This window comes from Piscinibacter gummiphilus (assembly GCF_032681285.1).
Lineage (GTDB): Bacteria > Pseudomonadota > Gammaproteobacteria > Burkholderiales > Burkholderiaceae_C > Rhizobacter > Rhizobacter gummiphilus_A.
The window spans coordinates 4,620,232-4,637,608 of sequence record NZ_CP136336.1 but is presented as its reverse complement, the minus strand read 5'-3'; the positions used below and the strand labels follow the sequence as shown (position 1 = coordinate 4,637,608).

Here is a 17,377-nt window from a genome sequence, read left to right as displayed (position 1 = left end):
CGGTGCAAGAGATGAAGCACAGCGCGCGCAGCACCCCCGTCGAAGACGCCCTCCTGGCGTGGATGGCCGCACGCGGCTGGGCGCCGTTCGAGTTCCAGCGCGAGGTGTGGCGCGCCGTCGCGGCCGGCGAGTCGGGCCTGCTCCACGCCACCACCGGCGCCGGTAAGACTTACGCGGTGTGGCTCGGCGCCTTGATGGCCTACCTGGCGCCCGCGAAGAAGGCCGACCCCCTCACGGTGCTGTGGATCACGCCGATGCGTGCGCTCGCCGCCGACACCCTGCGCTCGCTGGAGCAGCCGCTGCCCGCGCTGGCCGACATCGCCCCGTGGACCGTCGGCGCGCGCAGCGGCGACACCACCGCGGGCGAGCGCAGCGCGCAGAACCGCCGCCTGCCCACCGCGCTCGTCACCACGCCCGAGAGCCTCTCGCTGCTGCTCGCGCGGGCCGATGCACGCGAGGTGCTCGGGAGCGTGCGCTTGGTGGTGGTCGACGAGTGGCACGAGCTGCTCGGCAACAAGCGCGGCGTGCAGGTGCAGCTCGCGCTTGCGCGCCTGAGGCGGTGGTCGCCCGCGTTGAGCGTGTGGGGCATGTCGGCCACGCTCGGCAACCTCGGCGAGGCGATGCACACCCTGCTCGGCCACCCGCGTGGCCGGCTGGTGCAGGGCCGCATCGACAAGCCGCTCGTCATCGACTCGCTGCTGCCGCCGCGGGCCGACCGCTTCCCCTGGGCCGGGCATCTGGGGCTCACGATGCTGCCGCAGGTGGTCGACGAGATTGCCGCGAGCGGCAGCACGCTCGTCTTCACCAACACCCGCTCGCAGGCCGAGATCTGGTACCACGCGATCCTGGAGGCGCGGCCCGAATGGGCGGGCCTCATCGCGCTGCACCACGGCTCGCTCGACCGCGAGGTGCGCGAGTGGGTCGAGCTCGGCTTGAAGAACGGCGAGCTGCGCGCCGTGGTGTGCACCGCGAGCCTCGACCTCGGCGTCGACTTCCTGCCGGTCGAGCGGGTGCTGCAGATCGGCTCGCCCAAGGGCGTGGCGCGCCTGCTGCAGCGCGCTGGGCGCTCGGGCCATGCGCCGGGGCGGGCGTCGCGCGTCACGCTCGTGCCCACGCACAGCATCGAACTGGTGGAAGGTGCCGCCGCACGCGCCGCGGTGGCGGCCGGGCACATCGAGGCGCGCCACTCGCCGCAGCAACCGCTCGACGTGCTGGTGCAGCACCTGGTGACGGTGGCGCTCGGCGGCGGTTTCGTCGCCGACGATCTCTACGACGAGGTGCGCAGCACCGCGGCCTATGCGCAGCTCTCGCCCGAGAGCTGGGGCTGGTGCCTCGCCTTCGTGCAACAGGGCGGCCCGTCGCTCACTGCGTACCCTGATTACCGCCGTGCGGTGCCCGACGAGCACGGCGTGTGGCATGTGCCCGAGGCGCGTCTCGCGCGGCGCCACCGCGCCAACATCGGCACCATCGTGAGCGACGCCAGCATGACGGTGCAGTACCTCGGCGGTGCCAAGCTCGGCAGCGTGGAGGAGAGCTTCGTCGCGCGCCTGAAGCCCGGCGACGTGTTTCTCTTTGCAGGTCGACAACTCGAACTCGTGCGCACGCACGAGATGACCGCCTTCGTGCGCCGCGCCACCGGCCGCAAGCCGGCGGTGCCGCGCTGGAACGGCGGGCGCATGCCGCTGTCGACAACCTTGGCCGACGCGGTGGTGCAGCAGCTCGCGCTCGCCGACGCCGGCCGCTTCGACAGCCCCGAGCTGCACTGCGCGAAACCGCTGCTCGACCTGCAACACGACTGGTCGGCGCTGCCCACACCTGCCACCCTGCTGGCCGAGCGCATCGCCACGCGCGAAGGCGCGCACCTCTTCCTCTACCCCTTCGCCGGCCGCCATGTGCACCTGGGCCTGGCGAGCCTGATCGCCTGGCGCGTGGCGCAGCAGAGCCCGCGCACCTTCTCGATGGCCTTCAACGACTACGGCCTGGAGCTGCTGTGCGCCGACGCCGTGGCGTGGGACGAGCTGCTGCCGCAGGTGCTGCAGCCGGCCCAAGACACCGAGACGCTGCTGCACGAGGTGCTGGCGAGTCTCAATGCCAGTGAACTCGCGCGCCGCCGCTTCCGCGAGATCGCACGCGTCTCGGGCCTCATCTACCAGAGCTATCCCGGCGAGAAGCGCAGCGCCAAACAGCTGCAGGCCTCGTCGTCGCTCTTCTGGGAGGTGTTTCGCAAGTACGACCCAGCGAACCGGCTGCTGCAGCAAGCCGAGGCCGAGGTGCTCGCGCAGGAACTCGACATCGGCCGCCTGGGCGCGAGCCTCGCGCGCATGGCGACGCAGCGTCTGGTGCTGACGCAGCCGGCGCGGCCCACGCCGTTTGCCTTTCCGCTGATGGTGGAGCGCTTCCGCGAGCAGCTCTCGAACGAGAGCGTCGCCGACCGCATCTCGCGCATGGTGGCGCAGCTGGAGAAGGCGGCCGGTGGCGGCGAGGCGGTGCCGGTCGACGAGGTGCGCGAGCGCCTGGGCTTCAGCGGCGCGGCGCCCGAAAAGGCACAGCCGCGCGCGCGGCGGCGGGGGCGGCGATGAGGTCGCACCTGAGCCTCGAACGCGCGGGTGAGACGCTCTCGCTGCTGCCCGAGCGCGCGTTGTGGTGGCCCGCGCGGCGCACGCTCTTCATCGCCGACCTGCACCTCGGCAAGGCCGCCACCTTCAGGGCGCATGGCCACCCGGTGCCGGCCGGCACCACGCAGGGCAACCTCGACCGGCTCACCACGCTCCTGCACCGGCACCAGCCCGACGCGCTGGTGGTGCTCGGCGACTTCCTCCACGCACCCGAAGCGCTCACGCCCTCGGTGCAATCGGCGCTTGCGGCGTGGCGCGCGCAGTTCTCCACGCTGCGCGTGACGCTCGTGCGCGGCAACCACGACCGCCGTGCCGGCGATCCGCCCGCCGGGGCCGGCATCTCGGTGGTCGACGAACCCTGGCGCCTCGGCCCGCTGGCCGCCTGCCACCACCCGCAGCCGGTGCCCGGGGCGCTCGCGCTGGCCGGCCACCTGCACCCCGTCGTACGGCTGCACGGCCGCGGGCGCGACCGGCTGCGCCTGCCGTGCTTCGTGCTCGAGGCGCAGCAGCTGCTGCTGCCGGCCTTCGGCGAATTCACGGGTGGCTGGGAGGTCGGGCGTGCCGAGGGGCAGCAGGTCTTCGTCGTCGGCGACGGCGGTGTGTGGAAATTGCCCTGATTCCGCGAGCGGGCGTGGAACTCGGCCGCGGCCGGCGATGTCCGAGCGCTGCCCCGTGTCTTTCTCGCCGTGACACCCTCTCGACATGCCTGCACGCTTCTCCTTCCGCCGCCTCGCCGCCCTGGCCTCGGTCGTGCTCCTCGCGCTCGGCCTGCAGATGGGCTGCGCCACGCTCGACGAGCGCCAGCGCGGCTGGATCTTCCAGCCGAGCGACCGCACCTGGGCCGGTGGCCTGGCCGCGGCCGAAGGCATGCACGACGTGTGGATCTCCTTCGATTCGAAGATCGATGACGCCGGCCGGCCGGTGACGCTGCACGGCCTGTGGCTGCCGCAAGACGATGCCAATGCCCCCGTGCTGCTCTACCTCCACGGCGCCCGCTACGACGTGCGCGGCAGCGCCCCGCGCATGCGCCGCATGCACGAACTGGGCTTTTCGGTGCTGGGCGTCGACTACCGCGGTTTCGGCCGCAGCAGCAAGGGCCTGCCGTCGGAGCAGATGGCCGCCGAAGACGCCCGCGCCGCATGGGACTGGCTGGCCGCGCAGCACCCGCAGGCGCGCCGCTTCATCTTCGGCCACTCGCTGGGCGGGGCGATCGCGGTGCAGCTCGCGGCCGACGTGCGCGACGAAGCCGGCCTCATCGTCGAGGGCAGCTTCACCTCCATCGCCGACGTGGTGAGCACCTTCCGCTGGGGCTGGCTGCCCGTGTCGCCCTTCATCACGCAGCGCTTCGATTCGGCCGCGCGCGTGGCGGAGGTCGGCTCGCCCTTGCTCGTGGTGCACGGCAGCAACGATTCGCTGATCCCCTCGAAGCTCGGCCACACCCTCTACGACAAGGCGCGCGAGCCCAAGCGCTTCGTGCTGGTGGAAGGCGGCTCGCACCACAACACCAACGCCGTGGGGCAGGCGCAGTACCGGCAGGCGATGGCCGAGCTGTTCGGCTTCGCCGGTGGCGCGCAGTGAAGGGCAGTCGGCGGGAGGCGGGCGGGCAGCCGCCAAGGTGACAAGAGGGGCAAGGCCCTTGGCCTAGAGTGCGCGCATTCCACAGGAGCCGCGCATGACGATCGCCTTCTCTCATCGCCAGATCAACGGCATCCGCATGCGCGTGGCCGAGAAGGGCAGCGGGCCGTTGGTGGTCTTCACCCACGGCTGGCCCGAGAGCTGGTACTCGTGGCGCCACCAGATCGAGGCGGTCGCCGCCGCAGGGTTTCGCGCCGTGGCGCCCGACATGCGTGGCTACGGCGACACCGAGGCGCCGGCGGAGGTGGACCAATACACCATCCACCACCTGGTGGGCGACATCACCGAGCTGGTGCTGGCCCTCGGCGAGAAGCAGGCGGTGGTCGTCGGCCACGATTGGGGCGCAGTGGTGGCGTGGCACTGCGCGCTGCTGCGGCCCGACATGTTCCGCGCGGTCGCGGCGATGAGCGTGCCCTATGCGCCGCCGGGTCGCACCGACCTCCTCACCTCGCTCGACAAGGGCGGCATCAAGACCTTCTACATGCAGTATTTCCAGGCGCCCGGCGTGGCCGAGGCCGAGCTGGAACGCGACGTGCGCGACTCGCTGCGCCGCCTGTACTACAGCGCCTCGGGCGACGGCCCCGAGGGCAAGGGCTTCTCGGTGCTCGCGCCGGGCAAGGGCATGCTCGACAACACCGTGCCGCCCGAAGGGCCGCTGCCCTGGCTCACCGAGGCCGACCTCGATCACTACACCGCCGAGTTCACGCGGGCCGGTTTTCGAGGCGGGCTCAACTGGTACCGCAACCTGCGCCGCAACTGGGAACTGACCATGCCCTGGCGCGGCTGCCCGATCCGCCAGCCGTCGCTCTTCATCGCCGGCGAGCGCGACGGTGTGCTACGTTTCCCGGCGTCGAAGGCGCAGGTCGAGGCCTACCCGAAGACGCTGCCCGGCCTGCGTGGCTGCCACATCCTGCCGGGGGCGGGGCACTGGATCCAGCGCGAGCGCGCCGACGAGGTCAACACGCTGCTGCTCGACTTCCTGCGTGGGTTGCCGGTGCCGGGTTAACCCGGAGCAAGGCGACCGTTCGATACAAGACCGACCGGGCGGGCCTGCCGAATCATCGGCCACCTCCGCCTGATGCCACCGGCCCGCACGGCCGCCCCGCCTCCATGGACTTGCAGTTCGAGCCCCATGCCGGGCGCCCACCCTCGTCTCCGTCGACCTCGTCCTACGGCCGCATGCACATGCAGCGCGAGGGCTTTCTGTACGCGGGCATGGTGGCCGAGATCCCGAGCCAGCGTCACTCGGTGCTGCTGTACGTCGGCCTGAGCGACGAGCCCTTCACCCTCGAAGCCGCGGGCCAGTCGGTGAACATCACCTCGGCGCTGCTGGGCCCCGGCGTGCGCAAGCGGGTGCTGGGCCGGCCCGACGTGGCCTGCATCGACGTCTCGCCGGTGCACCCGAGCTACCCCGCGTTTGCCCAGGCGAACGCCTCGGTGCAGGTGTGGCCGCGCGAGCACTTCGCGCCGCTGCTGCCGGCATTGCACGACTTCCGCGCCGGCCGCATGAGCCCGGCTGACGCCGACCGGCTCTATGCGAAGGTGGTGGCGCTGGCCGAGCAGCGTCTGCCGCCCACCAAGCCGGTCGACCCACGCGTGCGGCAGGTGATGAAGCTGCTGCACGAGAACCGCCGCCGCTCGCTCGACGAGCTGGCCGAGTCGGTGTGCCTGTCGAAAGACTGGCTGGTGCACCTCTTCCAGCGCGAGGCCGGCATCTCGCTGCGCAAGTACGAGCAGACCATCAAGCTGCACGCCGCCGCCGCCTTCGTGAACCGCGGCGTGAGCATGACGCAGGTGGCCGCCATTGCCGGCTTCGCCGATTCGGCGCATTTTTCGAAGATGTGGAAGCAGCACTACGGGCTGCCGCCCAACCGCATGTTCTCCGGCCACGAGTACGTGACGGTCGACCCCATGCCCTCGCGGCCGATGCACGCCTGACGGCGGGCGCGTGAGCGCCCGGCATCGGCTTCTTGTACCGATTGCCTAGCGACTATCCCGGCAAACGCGCAGATGGCTGCAACAGGGTCGGGACCTGCGTCCTAGACTATTTCGAACGCGTGTGCACAAGCGCTGCGCCACCGCGAAAAGGCGCGTGGCGACCCTCCGCCTTCGATCTCAAAACCTACAGGAGACTCTCATGACCCACCTCACCCATGCACCGGGTGCGCGGCGTGCTTTCACGCTCGCCCGGCACCTGAAATCGGCCGCGACCGCGGCCTTGCTCGCGATCGGCGCCGTTGCGGCGTGGGCCGCCGTGCCGCAGGCGGCCATCCAGGCCGCGCCCGTCGGCGGCCACTTCCTCGACCGCAGCGCGCAGATCTCGGCCGCCGGCTACACCGACCGCGAGTTCTTCATCTCGGGGCTGGCGCGCACCTACCGCGCGTCGAGCACGCTGCGCTCCGACGGCAAGTGGAGCGCCTACGTCTACTCCAGCAACACGCCGTACAACACGCCGCTGCTGGTGCGCCGCCCGGCCGACCCGACGAAGTTCAACGGCATCGTGATCGTCGAGTGGCTCAACGTCAGCTCCGGCTACGTGCTCGACATCGACTGGATCATGGCCAAGGAGGAATTCCTGCGCCAGGGCTACGCCTACGTCGGCCTCACCAACCAGAAGACCGGGCTCGAAGGGTCGAAGGAGAAGAACCCGACGCGCTACGCCGCCGGCAACCTGCCCAACGACGACATCTCCTACGACATCCTCTCGCAGGCCGCCAAGGCCGTGCGCGACCAGTACCAGGTGCTGCTCGGCGGCCTCGTGCCGCAGAAGATCGTCGCCACCGGCCACTCGCAATCGGCGCTGCGGCTCACCACCTACGTCAACGCGATCCAGCCGCTGGAGCGTGTGTTCGACGGCTTCGTGATCCACGGCCGCGGCAACTCGGGCATCAAGCTCTCGTCGGGCGACCTGCGCGGCACGCCGTCGAGCACGGTGATCCGCTCCGATGCATCGCACCCGGTGTTCCAGCTGCAGTCGGAGATGGACGTGAACTCGCAGTCCGACACCTCCAAGGCCACCGACAGCGCCAAGATCCGCTACTGGGAAGTGGCCGGTTCGTCGCACTCCGACCAGTACATGCTCGAAGGTGTGTATTCGGTGAGCACCCGTCCGCCCGCCTCGTGCGAGAAGCCGGCCAACCGCATGCCCTTCTACCGCGTGCAGAACGCCGTCTACAGCCACCTCGTGAAGTGGATGAAGCAGGGCACGCTGCCGCCCACCGCGCCGCGCATCACGCGCAGCTCGCTGCTCAACCGCATCCAGCGCGACAGCTACGGCAACGCCCTCGGCGGCCTGCGCCTGCCCGAGATCGACGTGCCCATCGCCACCTACGGCATCGACAACTCGACCACCGGCTCGTTCGAGTTCCTCGACCTCTTTGCCTGCACCACCTCGGGCAGCCATGAGGCGTTCACCGCTTCGCGCCTGAGCACGCTCTACCCGACGCACGCCGACTACTACAACAAGTACAAGGCCGCGGCCGACCGTGCGCTCGCAGCGGGTTACCTGCTGCCGGCCGACCACGCGAAGGCCCTGCAGCAGGCGAGCACCGCGCCCATCCCGCGTTGATCGTGCAGCGCCCCGCCCCGACGCAGGGCGGGGCGCTTCCTCCTCAAAAAACAGACATCTCCCTGGACGACCCCGATGACCTCCTTTCCGCTTCGACGAACCCGCGGCCGCTGGCCGCTCGCCGTGCTCCTGTCGCTTGCCGGCGCCGCCTGCGGCTCGGGCAACGACGAGCCTGCGCCGCCGCCAGACTTCGTCGACACGCTCGTGGCCGCGGTCGACGGCATGAGCGCCACGGCCGCGGCCGAGCCGGCGATGAACAACCGCCTCGTGCTGCTGCAGACGCTCGATGCCGACGGTGACCTCAACAACGGCATCCAGATCACCGCCGCGATCCGCAGCGCCGTGAACACGCAGGCCGCGTCGATCAACTTCGCCCAGAGCACCACCACCTTCCGCGCGAGCCTCGCCCCGCTGCTGGCCGCCCTGAACGGCGCCAATGCGTTCACCGACCTCGACCCACGCCCGCGCAGCGCACGCAGCGCGACCGCGGCGCTCGAGCACCACGTCCGCTGGACGCGGCCGCGCCACGTCGTCGGCACCACCGGCGGCCAGCTCAGCGGCTACGAGGCCAGCGCGAACGTCTGGCAGTTCCTCGGCATCCCCTACGCCCGGCCGCCCGTCGGTGACTTGCGCTGGCGCCCGCCGCAGGCGCCGCAGCCGTGGAGCGGCGTGCGCCACGCCGTCGCCTGGGCCGACCAGGCCGCGCAGACGACCGCGCTCGAGCGCTTCGGCGAAGGCGGCATGAGCGAAGACTGCCTCTACCTCAACGTCACCGCGCCCAAGGCCGCGAGCAACCTGCCGGTGATGGTGTGGTTCCACGGCGGTGGATTCACCTCGCTCACCAGCAACACCAAGCCCTTCAACAATGCGCAGGCCCTCGTCACCAAGGGCGTGGTGCAGGTCTCGGTCAACCACCGCCTCGGCCCCTTCGGCTACATCGCGCACCCGGCCCTCAGCGCCGAGAGCGGCTACGGTGGCTCGGGCAACTACGGCCAGATGGACCTGATCGCCGCGCTGCAATGGGTGCGCGACAACATCGCGCAGTTCGGCGGCGACCCCAACAACGTGACCATCTTCGGCGAGTCGGGCGGTGGCCGGAAGGTGCTGTCGCTGATGGCCTCGCCGGCTGCACGCGGGCTCTTCCACAAGGCCATCAGCCAGAGCGGCACGCTCTACCCCGACACGCGCAGCCTCGCCGCGGCCGAGGCCATCGGCACGCAGCTGGCCACGAACCTCAATGCCGCGACGCTGGCCGAGATGCGCGCGCGCCCCTGGACGGAGGTGGTCACCGCGGCGGCGGCCCTCACGCCATACACCAACGTCGACAACCGCTACCTGCCCACCACCGAGCGGGTGAGCTTCGAATCGCGGCAGCACAACGACGTGCCGTTCCTGATCGTCGTCAATGCCAACGACACCGTCGACCCCATCCAGACGGTGAAGACGGTCTTCCCCTGGATGAAGACACACAGCGACGCGAACCACTACGCCGCGCTCTTCACCCACATGCCGGCCGGCTGGCGCGCGCGTGGGGTGACGACCTACCACGGCGGCGAGCTCACCTATGTCTTCAACGCGCCCGAGAGCGTGGTCACGCATTTCCTGCTCAACCTGGTGATCGACCCGGCCACCGGCGCGCGGCTGGTGGTGGGCGACCTGAACGGCAATGGCGTGACCGGCACCGCCGGCGACGGCGCCGACGTCTTCGCCTCGGCCGGCTTCGACGCCACCGACGCCACCGTCATCGACACCACGATGACGATGTGGGCCAACTTCGCCCGCACCGGCAACCCGAGCACGGCCGCCTTCGCCTGGCCGGCGTACACGACCGCGAACGACAGCTTCGCCGAGCTTGCCGCCACGCCGCAGGTGCGCAGCGGCCTCTCGACGGTCTTTCCCTGATGACGACCACGACCAACCCCACGAGGAGTGATTCATGTTCCAGACACGCAAGCGCCTGCCGGTGCTGGCTTCGGCCTTGGCGGCGCTGATGTCGGTCGCCGCCTGCGGCTCGGGTGACGACGACGGCACCCCCACCCAGACCGGCACCTTCGTCGACAGCCCGGTGGCCGGCCTCAACGTGCAGGGCGACGCGCTCGGCGCGCGCAGCACCGATGCGCAAGGCCGCTTCAACTACCAGGCGGGCGAGACGCTCACCTTCTCGATCGGCAACCTCGTGCTCGGCTCGGCCAGCGGGGCGGCCACGCTCACGCCGCTGTCGATCACGAGCGGCGCCGCGGCGGCCACCGACCAGCGGGTGGCCAACAAGCTGATCCTGCTGCAGACGCTCGACGCCGACGGCGACCTCAACAACGGCATCCAGATCACCGATGCCGTTCGCAGCGTGGTGTCGGCGCAGGCCGCGTCGATCAACTTCGACCAGGCCAGCGCCGCTTTCCGCACGAGCCTCGCGCCGCTGCTCACGGCGCTCAACGGTGCGAATGTCTTCACCGACCTCGACCCGCGCCCGCGTACCGCGCGCACCACCACCGCCGCGCTCGAACACTTCACCCGCTCGACCAGCGCGCGCAACGTGGTCACGACCACCGGCGGCCAGCTGAGCGGCTTCGAAGCAAATGCCACCACCTGGCAGTACCTCGGCATCCCCTACGCGCGCCCGCCGGTGGGCGACCTGCGCTGGCGCCCGCCGCAGGCGGCGCAGCCCTGGAGCGGCCTGCGCCATGCCACCGCGTGGCGCGACCAGTCGGCGCAGGACATCCGGCTCGAATCCATCGGCGAAGGTGGCATGAGCGAAGACTCGCTCTACCTCAACGTCACCGCGCCGAAGAATGCGGCCAACCTGCCGGTGATGGTGTGGTTCCACGGCGGGGCCTTCGCCATCCTCACCAGCAACTCCAAGCAGTACAACAACCCCGACAGCCTCACCACCAAGGGCGTGGTGCTGGTCACGGTGAACCACCGGCTCGGCGCCTTCGGCTACCTGTCGCACCCGCTGCTCACCGCCGAGAGCGGCTACAACGGCTCAGGCAACTACGGCCAGATGGACCTGGTGATGGCGCTGCAATGGGTGCGCGACAACATCGCGGCCTTCGGCGGCAACCCGGGCAACGTGACCATCTTCGGCCAGTCGGGCGGCGGGGGTAAGACCTACTCGCTGATGAACTCGCCCATGGCCACCGGCCTCTTCCACAAGGCGGTGGTGCAGAGCGGCGCTTCGCCCATTCCGGCCACCGGCACGCCGGCCTCGTCGCTTGCCGCGAACGAGGCCATCGGCACCGCACTCTTCGCGCGCAACAATGTGACCACGCTGGAGCAGGCGCGTGCGCTGCCCTGGCAGGCCATCGTGCAGGCCGACATCGACAACGGCATTCCGCGCGAGACCTACCGCCCCAACGTCGACTACCGCTACCTCACCAAGACCTACGCGCAGAACGTGGCCGACGGCCTGCCGAGCGAGGTGCCGCTGATGGTGGGCGTGACCTCGGGCGACTACAGCACGCTGCGTGCGGCGCTGCCGATCTTCCTCACGCAGCGGCCGAACTACCAGGCGCCGCAGTACGTCTACAAGTTCAGCCGTGTGCCCGACGGCTGGAGCGCGATGGGCTTGCTGAGCGCGCACGGCGGCGAGTTGCCCTACCTCTTCAACTTCCCGATGGGCCACGTGAGCAACTACAGCCTCAACCTCGTGCTCCTGCCCAACGGCACCAAGCCGCCCATCGGTGACCTGAACGGCAACGGCGTCACCGGCACGGCCGGCGACGCGGCCGATGTCTATGCCTCGATGCAATGGGGCGCGGCCGACGCGACGACCGTCGACCTGTTGATGACGATGTGGACGAACTTCGCCCGCACCGGCAACCCGAGCATTGCCGGGCCGTCGGGCCTCACCTGGCCGGCGTACACGGTGGCCAACGACACCTTCGTCGAGGTCGGCCCGACGCCCACCGCCACGGTGCGCACGGGCGTGGCGGCAGCGGTGCAGTGACCGGCCTCAGGCGGCCAGGCGCGTCTGCCACGCGCCGGCCGCCGCGGCCTGGCGCGCGAACTCGCTGAAGTCGCGCGCAGGGCGGCCGAGCGCGCGCTGCACGCCGTCGGTCACCTGTTCGTTGCGGCCGTCGAGCACGGTCTCGAACAGGTACATCACCAGGGCCGTCACCTCGGGTGGCGTCTGTGCGGCGCCCAGCGCGGCGCGATAGGCCTCGTTCGGCACGGTGGTGTAGCGCATCGGCTGGCCGCTCGCGTGGGCGATCTCCTGCACCGCCTGCGCGAAGGTGATGCTGCGCGGGCCGGTCAGCTCGTACAGCTGGTGGCGATGGCGATCGGTGGTGAGCGCCTGCACGGCGATCTCGGCGATGTCGTCCACGTCGATGAAGGGCTCGCGCACGCCGGCCACCGGCAAAGCCAGCTCGCCTTCGAGCAGCGGCTCGAGCATCAGGCCCTCGCTGAAGTTCTGCGCAAACCAGGCGGCGCGGAGGATGGTCCAGTCGGCGCCGCTCGCCCGCAGCGCGTCTTCGGCCTGCTCGGCCTCGCGCTCGCCGCGGCCCGACAGCAGCACGAGTTGCTTCACGCCCAGTTCGCGCGCCAGCGTGAAGAAAGCGGTCACCGTGGCCAGCGCGGTGGGCACGGCCAGGTCGGGCTGGTAGCTCACGTACACCGCCCGCACGCCATGCAGCGCGGCACCCCAGGTGTCCGGGGCCTCCCAATCGAAAGCCGGTGTGGCACTGCGCGAGCCGGCGCGCACGGGCAGGCCCATCTCGCGCAGGCGTGCGGCAATGCGGCTGCCGGTCTTGCCGGTGGCGCCGAGGACGAGGATGGGATGTGTATCGGGTGAGGTCATGGGTCGCTCCTTGAATGTGAGGAATACTCACGTTCAAAGATGATAGATACTCACATTTGTCTGTCAAGCCCGTTTTTCAGAACCCTCTCACGCCATGTCTCCACCGCCGTCCGACGAATTGCCCGCCGCCCGCCGCCAGCCGCTGCAGGCGCGCAGCCAGGAGCGCCTCGACCGCATCCTCGCGGTGGCCGAGGCCTTGATTGCAGAGAAGGGCAGCGAGCCGCTGAAGATGAGCGAGGTGGCGCAGGCGGCCGGCATTTCGATCGGCTCGCTGTACCAGTACTTCCCCGACAAGCGGGCCGTGATCCGCACGCTGGCCGAGAAGTACGCGCTGGAGTGCCGCACGAGCATCGAGGCCGAGTTGGCGGAGGTGCACGACAAGGCCGGCCTGTCGGCCGCGTTCTCCCGCCTGCTCGATCTCTACGAGCAGATGATGGACAGCAACCCGGTGATGCGCGACCTGCACGCCGGCATGCTGGCCGACAAGCTGCTGGCCGAGCTGCAACTCACCGAGAGCCGTGCGGCCGGCGCGCTGCTGGCGGCCGCGATCATGCGGGTGTTCCCGAAAGCCGATGCGAAGAAGGTCGGCACGCTCGCCTTCCTCGTGTGGCAGCTCGGCGAAGAGACCATGCGCCTCACGCTCTCGGCCAAGCGCGGCGAGGCCAAGGCGCTGATCGAGGCCTACCGGCGCATGAGCCTGCGCGCGATCACCAACCCGAACGACGCGTGAGCGTTTCGCTCACGGCAGCGTTTCGACCACCGGCAGCGGCGCCTCGCCCTTGAGCATCGCCGCCGACGGCAGGTAGGCGCGCAGCGTCATGCGGAAGAGGCCGGCCGGTGCCGGCAGCCAGTTGGCCTTCTGCGTGGCCTCTGTGGGCTCCTGCTGCTGCACGTAGAGGTCGAGCGAACCGTCGGCGTTCTTCACGAGGCCGGGCGTGCGGTTGCCCACCGCGTAGCGCCTGATCGGGTTGTCGACGAAAAAGAGCCGGCCATCGGGCTCGACCTGGTACATCGAAAGCGACCAGAAGGCCTTCGCGTCGATGCCCTGCGCCGGCACGCGCACGCGGTAGCGCTGGCTGCCGTGGAAGGGCTTGTCGCTGTGGCTGGGCACGGCGCCGAGGTAGATCGCTTCGCTGGGCGGCAGGGCGGCCAGGCCGACCAGGGCGACGGTCGCGCGCAGCGCGTGGTCGGTGCCGAAGGTGCCGATCGCGGGGTCGGGATAGCTCCACTGCTGAACCACTCTGGCGTTCATGGCGCGCTGCGCCCCGTTGCGCAGCGAGGCGTTGAGCTCGGGCAGTGCGGCCGTCAACGCCGCGCCCTGCTCGGGCGTGGGAGCCCCGCTGCCGACACCGATGCCGAAGGCCGACCAGCGCTTGAGTCGTTCCTGGTCGGCCGCCGGCACGCCGCTGCGTTGCAGCATGTCGTTGACCACGGCGAGGTAGTTGCCGCCGTCGGTGGGCGAGCCGCGCGGCGCGGCGGGCGCCACGGGGCCGGCCGGTGCGCTGCCGGCCTTCACCGCCCGCAGCCGCAGACCATCCTGCAGCGCCTGCACGGCAGGCAGGTCATGCGTGCCGTCGACCACGATGCGGCCGAGCATCCACACGTCGCGCGTGGCCAGGCGCAGCACCCGCATGCCGGCCGGGGCGTCGGTGGTGTCGCCGTGGCGGGCGATCCAGACCTTGAAGTCGCCGTCGCCCTCGTCGCGCGAGCCCAGGAGGGCCACGGTGCTCGTGCTGGCGTCCATGAACTGCATCGACCAGTAGCGGCCGGCGGGAATGCGCGGCACCGTCAGCTCGATCGGGCCGGCCGACAGGTCGAGCCAGGCGCTTGAATACAGCGTGTCGTTGTTGGGGGTGGTGACGGCGCGGGCCGTGTGGTCCGCGAGCGTGCGGCGGTGGCCGAAGGTGTTGACGGGCGTGCGCTGCACCTCAGACGAGATGAACCGCTGCCGCGCCATCTCGTAGTAGGGAAAGGTGTAGGCATAGGCAGTCTGCAGGTCCGCATCGATGGCTGGCATGGGGTCTCCTCCCTGTTGTGTGATGAAAGCCCACTATAGGCACCGGCCGCTTGCGTAGCATTCGCCTATGCGACGCCTTCACCTCATGCTCCTGGCGCTGGGCGCCCTGCCCAGCCTCGCTCTCGCCCGCGTCGAAGACTGCGACATCGGCGGCCAGTCGGTCAACCCGAACAACGGCCACACCACCGCCGGCAAGACCGGCGTGATGCGCTGCCGCGACCGCGACACCGGCCGGCTCGTGCGCGAGGAGGAGCTGCGCGACGGCAAGTTCATCGGCCTCGTGCGCTTCTACGACGACAAAGGCGAGGTCAAGCGCGAGCACAGCCGCAACGAGCGCGGCAACCGCGACGGCGTGGCACGCGAGTTCAACGGCAAGCAGCTCGTGCTGGAAGAAAACCTGCGCAACGGCAGCAACGCCGGCCTCTCGCGGCGCTGGGATGCGAAGGGCAGCCTGCAGCGTGTCACCTTCTACGGCGACGACGGCCGCGAGCAGGCCTATGCCGAATTCACGTCGCAGGGCAAGCTGCGCCAGCTTCGCTGCGCACCCGAGCCGCAGCTCGCGCCCTTCGCCGACGATGCCACCTGGTGCGGCCACCCGCGCGGCCCCGGCACGGTGACGCTGCACGCCGAAGACGGCCGCGTGACGGGCAGCCTGGTGCACGAGCGCGGCGAGCGCCGCCGCAGCGAAACCCTGCATGCCAACGGCAAGCCGAGCGAGCAGGTCGAGAGCAGCGCCGAAGGCGGCATCGAGCGCAGCTTCTCCGACAACGGCACCCAGCGCCGCGAGCGCCAATGGGTGATGCGCGACAAGCGCCGCGTCACCACGCTGGAGCGCGAGTACCACGAGAGCGGCACGCTCACGCGCGAGCGGCAGTGGAAGCCCGGCGATCGCGGCAGCGAGCTCGTGCTCGAACAGCAGTGGTACCTGAACGGCCAGTTGCGCTCGAAGCAGGCCTACGAGCGCAACGGCGAGCAGCTGCTGCGGCAGGACACGCGCTATCACGACAACGGGCGTGCATCGTTCGAAGGGCGCTGGCTCCTGGTCGGCCGCTACGACGAGCGGCCACTCGGCGTGCACAAGAGCTTCGACTCCGACGGCAAGCTGCGGCTCGAGCGCCACCACGACGAGCGAGGCCGCATCCAGCGCGAGCGCGAGCTCGACGAGAGCGGCAAGGTGCAGCGCGACGACGCGGTGTTCGAAGACGGCTCGCGCAAGTCGTTCTCGAAATGACGCGCGCACGCTGATGCTGCAGTTCTTCCGCCAGACCTTCCAGCGCGCGCGCAAGGAGCGGCTGCCGCAGATCGCCGGCAGCCTCACCTTCACGACGGTGCTCTCGGTGGTGCCGTTCCTCGCGATCTGCTTCGCGCTCTTCATCCGCTACCCGTCGCTCTTCAAGCGATTCAAGGACGCGATCGACGCGCTGCTCCTGCGCAACCTGCTGCCGGCCGACATCGCCCAGCCGGTGCTGCGCTACCTCAACCAGTTCGCCGCCAACGCGGGCGGGCTCACCTGGGTGGGCTCGCTGTTCCTGCTCGCCACCTCGCTCGCGCTGCTGCTGACGGTGGAAAACGCGCTCAACCAGATCTGGGGCGTGAAGCGCAACCGGCCCTTCCTCAAGCGTGTGGGCCTCTACCTCGTGATGCTGCTGCTCGGCCCGCCGGTGCTGGGCGTCAGCCTGTGGGCTTCGTCGTACGTGCTGGGCATGTCGATGGGCTGGCTCGAGGCCTTGCCGCCCTCGGTGCAGGTGCTGGTGAACTTCATTCCGGCGGTGCTCGGCGCGCTCGCGCTGGCGGTCCTCTTCCGCGTCGTGCCCAACACACGTGTCGGCTGGCCGCAGGCCATCGTGGGCGGCGTGCTCGGCAGTGCGGCCATCGAGCTGTGCAAGCGCGGCTTCACGGCCTACCTGCTCAAGCTGCCCACCTACAAGGCGGTGTACGGCGCGTTCGCCGTGTTGCCGGCCTTCCTGCTGTGGGTCTACGTGTCGTGGCTGGTCACGCTGGCGGCGGCGCTCATCGCGGCCAACCTCGGGCGCCCGGCGGCCAAGGGTTCGCGAAGCTAGCGCCCCACCACCAGCGAACGCTGTGCGACCCAGCGGGTGGGCGAGCCGGCCGCCGCCCGCTCCAGCCGGATCTCGGAGTCTGCCCGCTCTGCCGCCGAGAGGCTGCGGTAGAGGAAGTCGCGTGCATTGCCGGGGTCGCCCGCGACGAAGAGTTGCGAGGTCAGCTCGCCGAAGCTGGCATGGCGCACCCGCACGTGGATGTGCGGCGTGCGGCCAGGGTAGGGCACCGGCTTGATGGTGCGGAAGCGGTAGAGCCCGCGGCCATCGCTGCGGGTGCCGCCGAAGCCCTGGAAGGCCTCGTCGACCTTGTCGCCGGCGCCGTGGGGGTGGCGGTAGCTGCCGTGCACGTCGCACTGCCAGATCTCGATTTCGGCGCCGTCGATCGGGCGGCCTTTTGCGTCGACGACGGCACCGCCGAGGTCCAGCCACTCGCCGGATGCGCGCGGTGCGTCGGCACCGGCCGCGCGGGTGACGCGTGTGAGGTCGGCGTCCCAGTCGAGCTGGCGCGCGCGCCATTCCACCGAGGGGTAGAACGGCCCTTCGGTCATTGCCGGCAAGGCGGCCCATGCGAGCGAGGGCAGGGCGAGCGCGCTGGCCGTGCCGGTGAGCAGGCGCAGGCCATGGCGGCGGCTGATCGCGAAGGGGGTGTGCATGTGCCTGGGAGTGTCCTCGCCGGCATGAGGT

At 70.4% G+C, this 17,377-nt stretch carries 14 protein-coding genes; 11 read left to right on the top strand and 3 right to left on the bottom strand.

Annotated elements, in window-relative coordinates:
• Nucleotides 1-11 precede the first annotated feature (11 nt).
• From RXV79_RS21840 to RXV79_RS21805, 8 genes are all read left to right on the top strand, one after another.
• Nucleotides 12-2,579, top strand: coding sequence for a ligase-associated DNA damage response DEXH box helicase (locus RXV79_RS21840; protein WP_316700199.1), 2,568 nt, complete (start codon nt 12-14; stop codon nt 2,577-2,579).
• Complete coding sequence (gene pdeM, locus RXV79_RS21835) at nt 2,576-3,232, top strand: ligase-associated DNA damage response endonuclease PdeM (RefSeq protein WP_316700198.1); 657 nt, start codon at nt 2,576-2,578, stop codon at nt 3,230-3,232. Before RXV79_RS21840 ends, pdeM begins: the two co-directional genes overlap by 4 nt.
• A gap of 85 nt (nt 3,233-3,317) precedes the next feature.
• Entirely contained in the window at nt 3,318-4,193 is an 876-nt protein-coding gene (locus RXV79_RS21830; protein WP_316700197.1) for an alpha/beta hydrolase, read from the top strand.
• A 94-nt stretch (nt 4,194-4,287) separates the two neighbouring features.
• Nucleotides 4,288-5,256 carry an alpha/beta fold hydrolase gene (locus RXV79_RS21825; protein WP_316700196.1) on the top strand — a complete coding sequence of 323 codons (969 nt, stop codon included), beginning with the start codon at nt 4,288-4,290 and terminating at the stop codon, nt 5,254-5,256.
• 104 nt (nt 5,257-5,360) lie between these two features.
• On the top strand, nt 5,361-6,188 hold the full coding sequence (locus RXV79_RS21820) for a helix-turn-helix domain-containing protein (RefSeq protein ID WP_316700195.1): 828 nt from the start codon (nt 5,361-5,363) through the stop codon (nt 6,186-6,188).
• Between the two features lie 199 nt (nt 6,189-6,387).
• Nucleotides 6,388-7,818, top strand: a complete 1,431-nt coding sequence (locus RXV79_RS21815) for an alpha/beta hydrolase domain-containing protein (RefSeq protein WP_316700194.1) — start codon at nt 6,388-6,390, stop codon at nt 7,816-7,818.
• Between the two features lie 75 nt (nt 7,819-7,893).
• On the top strand, nt 7,894-9,720 hold the full coding sequence (locus tag RXV79_RS21810; RefSeq protein WP_316700193.1) for a carboxylesterase/lipase family protein: 1,827 nt from the start codon (nt 7,894-7,896) through the stop codon (nt 9,718-9,720).
• 34 nt (nt 9,721-9,754) lie between these two features.
• Nucleotides 9,755-11,764 (top strand): carboxylesterase/lipase family protein, encoded by a 2,010-nt coding sequence (locus RXV79_RS21805; protein ID WP_316700192.1) that lies wholly within the window; start codon nt 9,755-9,757, stop codon nt 11,762-11,764.
• A 6-nt stretch (nt 11,765-11,770) separates the two neighbouring features.
• Here the strand turns inward: RXV79_RS21805 and RXV79_RS21800 are convergent, their stop codons facing one another.
• Complete coding sequence (locus RXV79_RS21800) at nt 11,771-12,616, bottom strand: NAD(P)H-binding protein (RefSeq protein ID WP_316700191.1); 846 nt, start codon at nt 12,614-12,616, stop codon at nt 11,771-11,773.
• A gap of 94 nt (nt 12,617-12,710) precedes the next feature.
• On the opposite strand from RXV79_RS21800, the gene RXV79_RS21795 reads away from it, so the two are divergent.
• Nucleotides 12,711-13,346, top strand: coding sequence for a TetR/AcrR family transcriptional regulator (locus RXV79_RS21795; protein WP_316700190.1), 636 nt, complete (start codon nt 12,711-12,713; stop codon nt 13,344-13,346).
• Between the two features lie 9 nt (nt 13,347-13,355).
• Here the strand turns inward: RXV79_RS21795 and RXV79_RS21790 are convergent, their stop codons facing one another.
• Nucleotides 13,356-14,633 carry a DUF1254 domain-containing protein gene (locus RXV79_RS21790; protein ID WP_316700189.1) on the bottom strand — a complete coding sequence of 426 codons (1,278 nt, stop codon included), beginning with the start codon at nt 14,631-14,633 and terminating at the stop codon, nt 13,356-13,358.
• A gap of 67 nt (nt 14,634-14,700) precedes the next feature.
• Between RXV79_RS21790 and RXV79_RS21785 the strand changes: the two genes are divergently transcribed.
• Together RXV79_RS21785 and RXV79_RS21780 are read left to right on the top strand one after the other, a co-directional pair.
• Nucleotides 14,701-15,864 carry a toxin-antitoxin system YwqK family antitoxin gene (locus RXV79_RS21785; RefSeq protein WP_316700188.1) on the top strand — a complete coding sequence of 388 codons (1,164 nt, stop codon included), beginning with the start codon at nt 14,701-14,703 and terminating at the stop codon, nt 15,862-15,864.
• Nucleotides 15,865-15,877: 13 nt separating this feature from the next.
• The gene (locus RXV79_RS21780; RefSeq protein ID WP_316700187.1) at nt 15,878-16,693 is read left to right on the top strand and encodes a YihY family inner membrane protein; all 816 of its coding nucleotides are present in this window, start codon (nt 15,878-15,880) and stop codon (nt 16,691-16,693) included.
• On the opposite strand, the gene RXV79_RS21775 is transcribed toward RXV79_RS21780, so the two are convergent.
• Entirely contained in the window at nt 16,690-17,346 is a 657-nt protein-coding gene (locus RXV79_RS21775; protein ID WP_316700186.1) for a dioxygenase family protein, read from the bottom strand. The genes RXV79_RS21780 and RXV79_RS21775 overlap by 4 nt on opposite strands.
• Between the last annotated feature and the right edge of the window lie 31 nt (nt 17,347-17,377).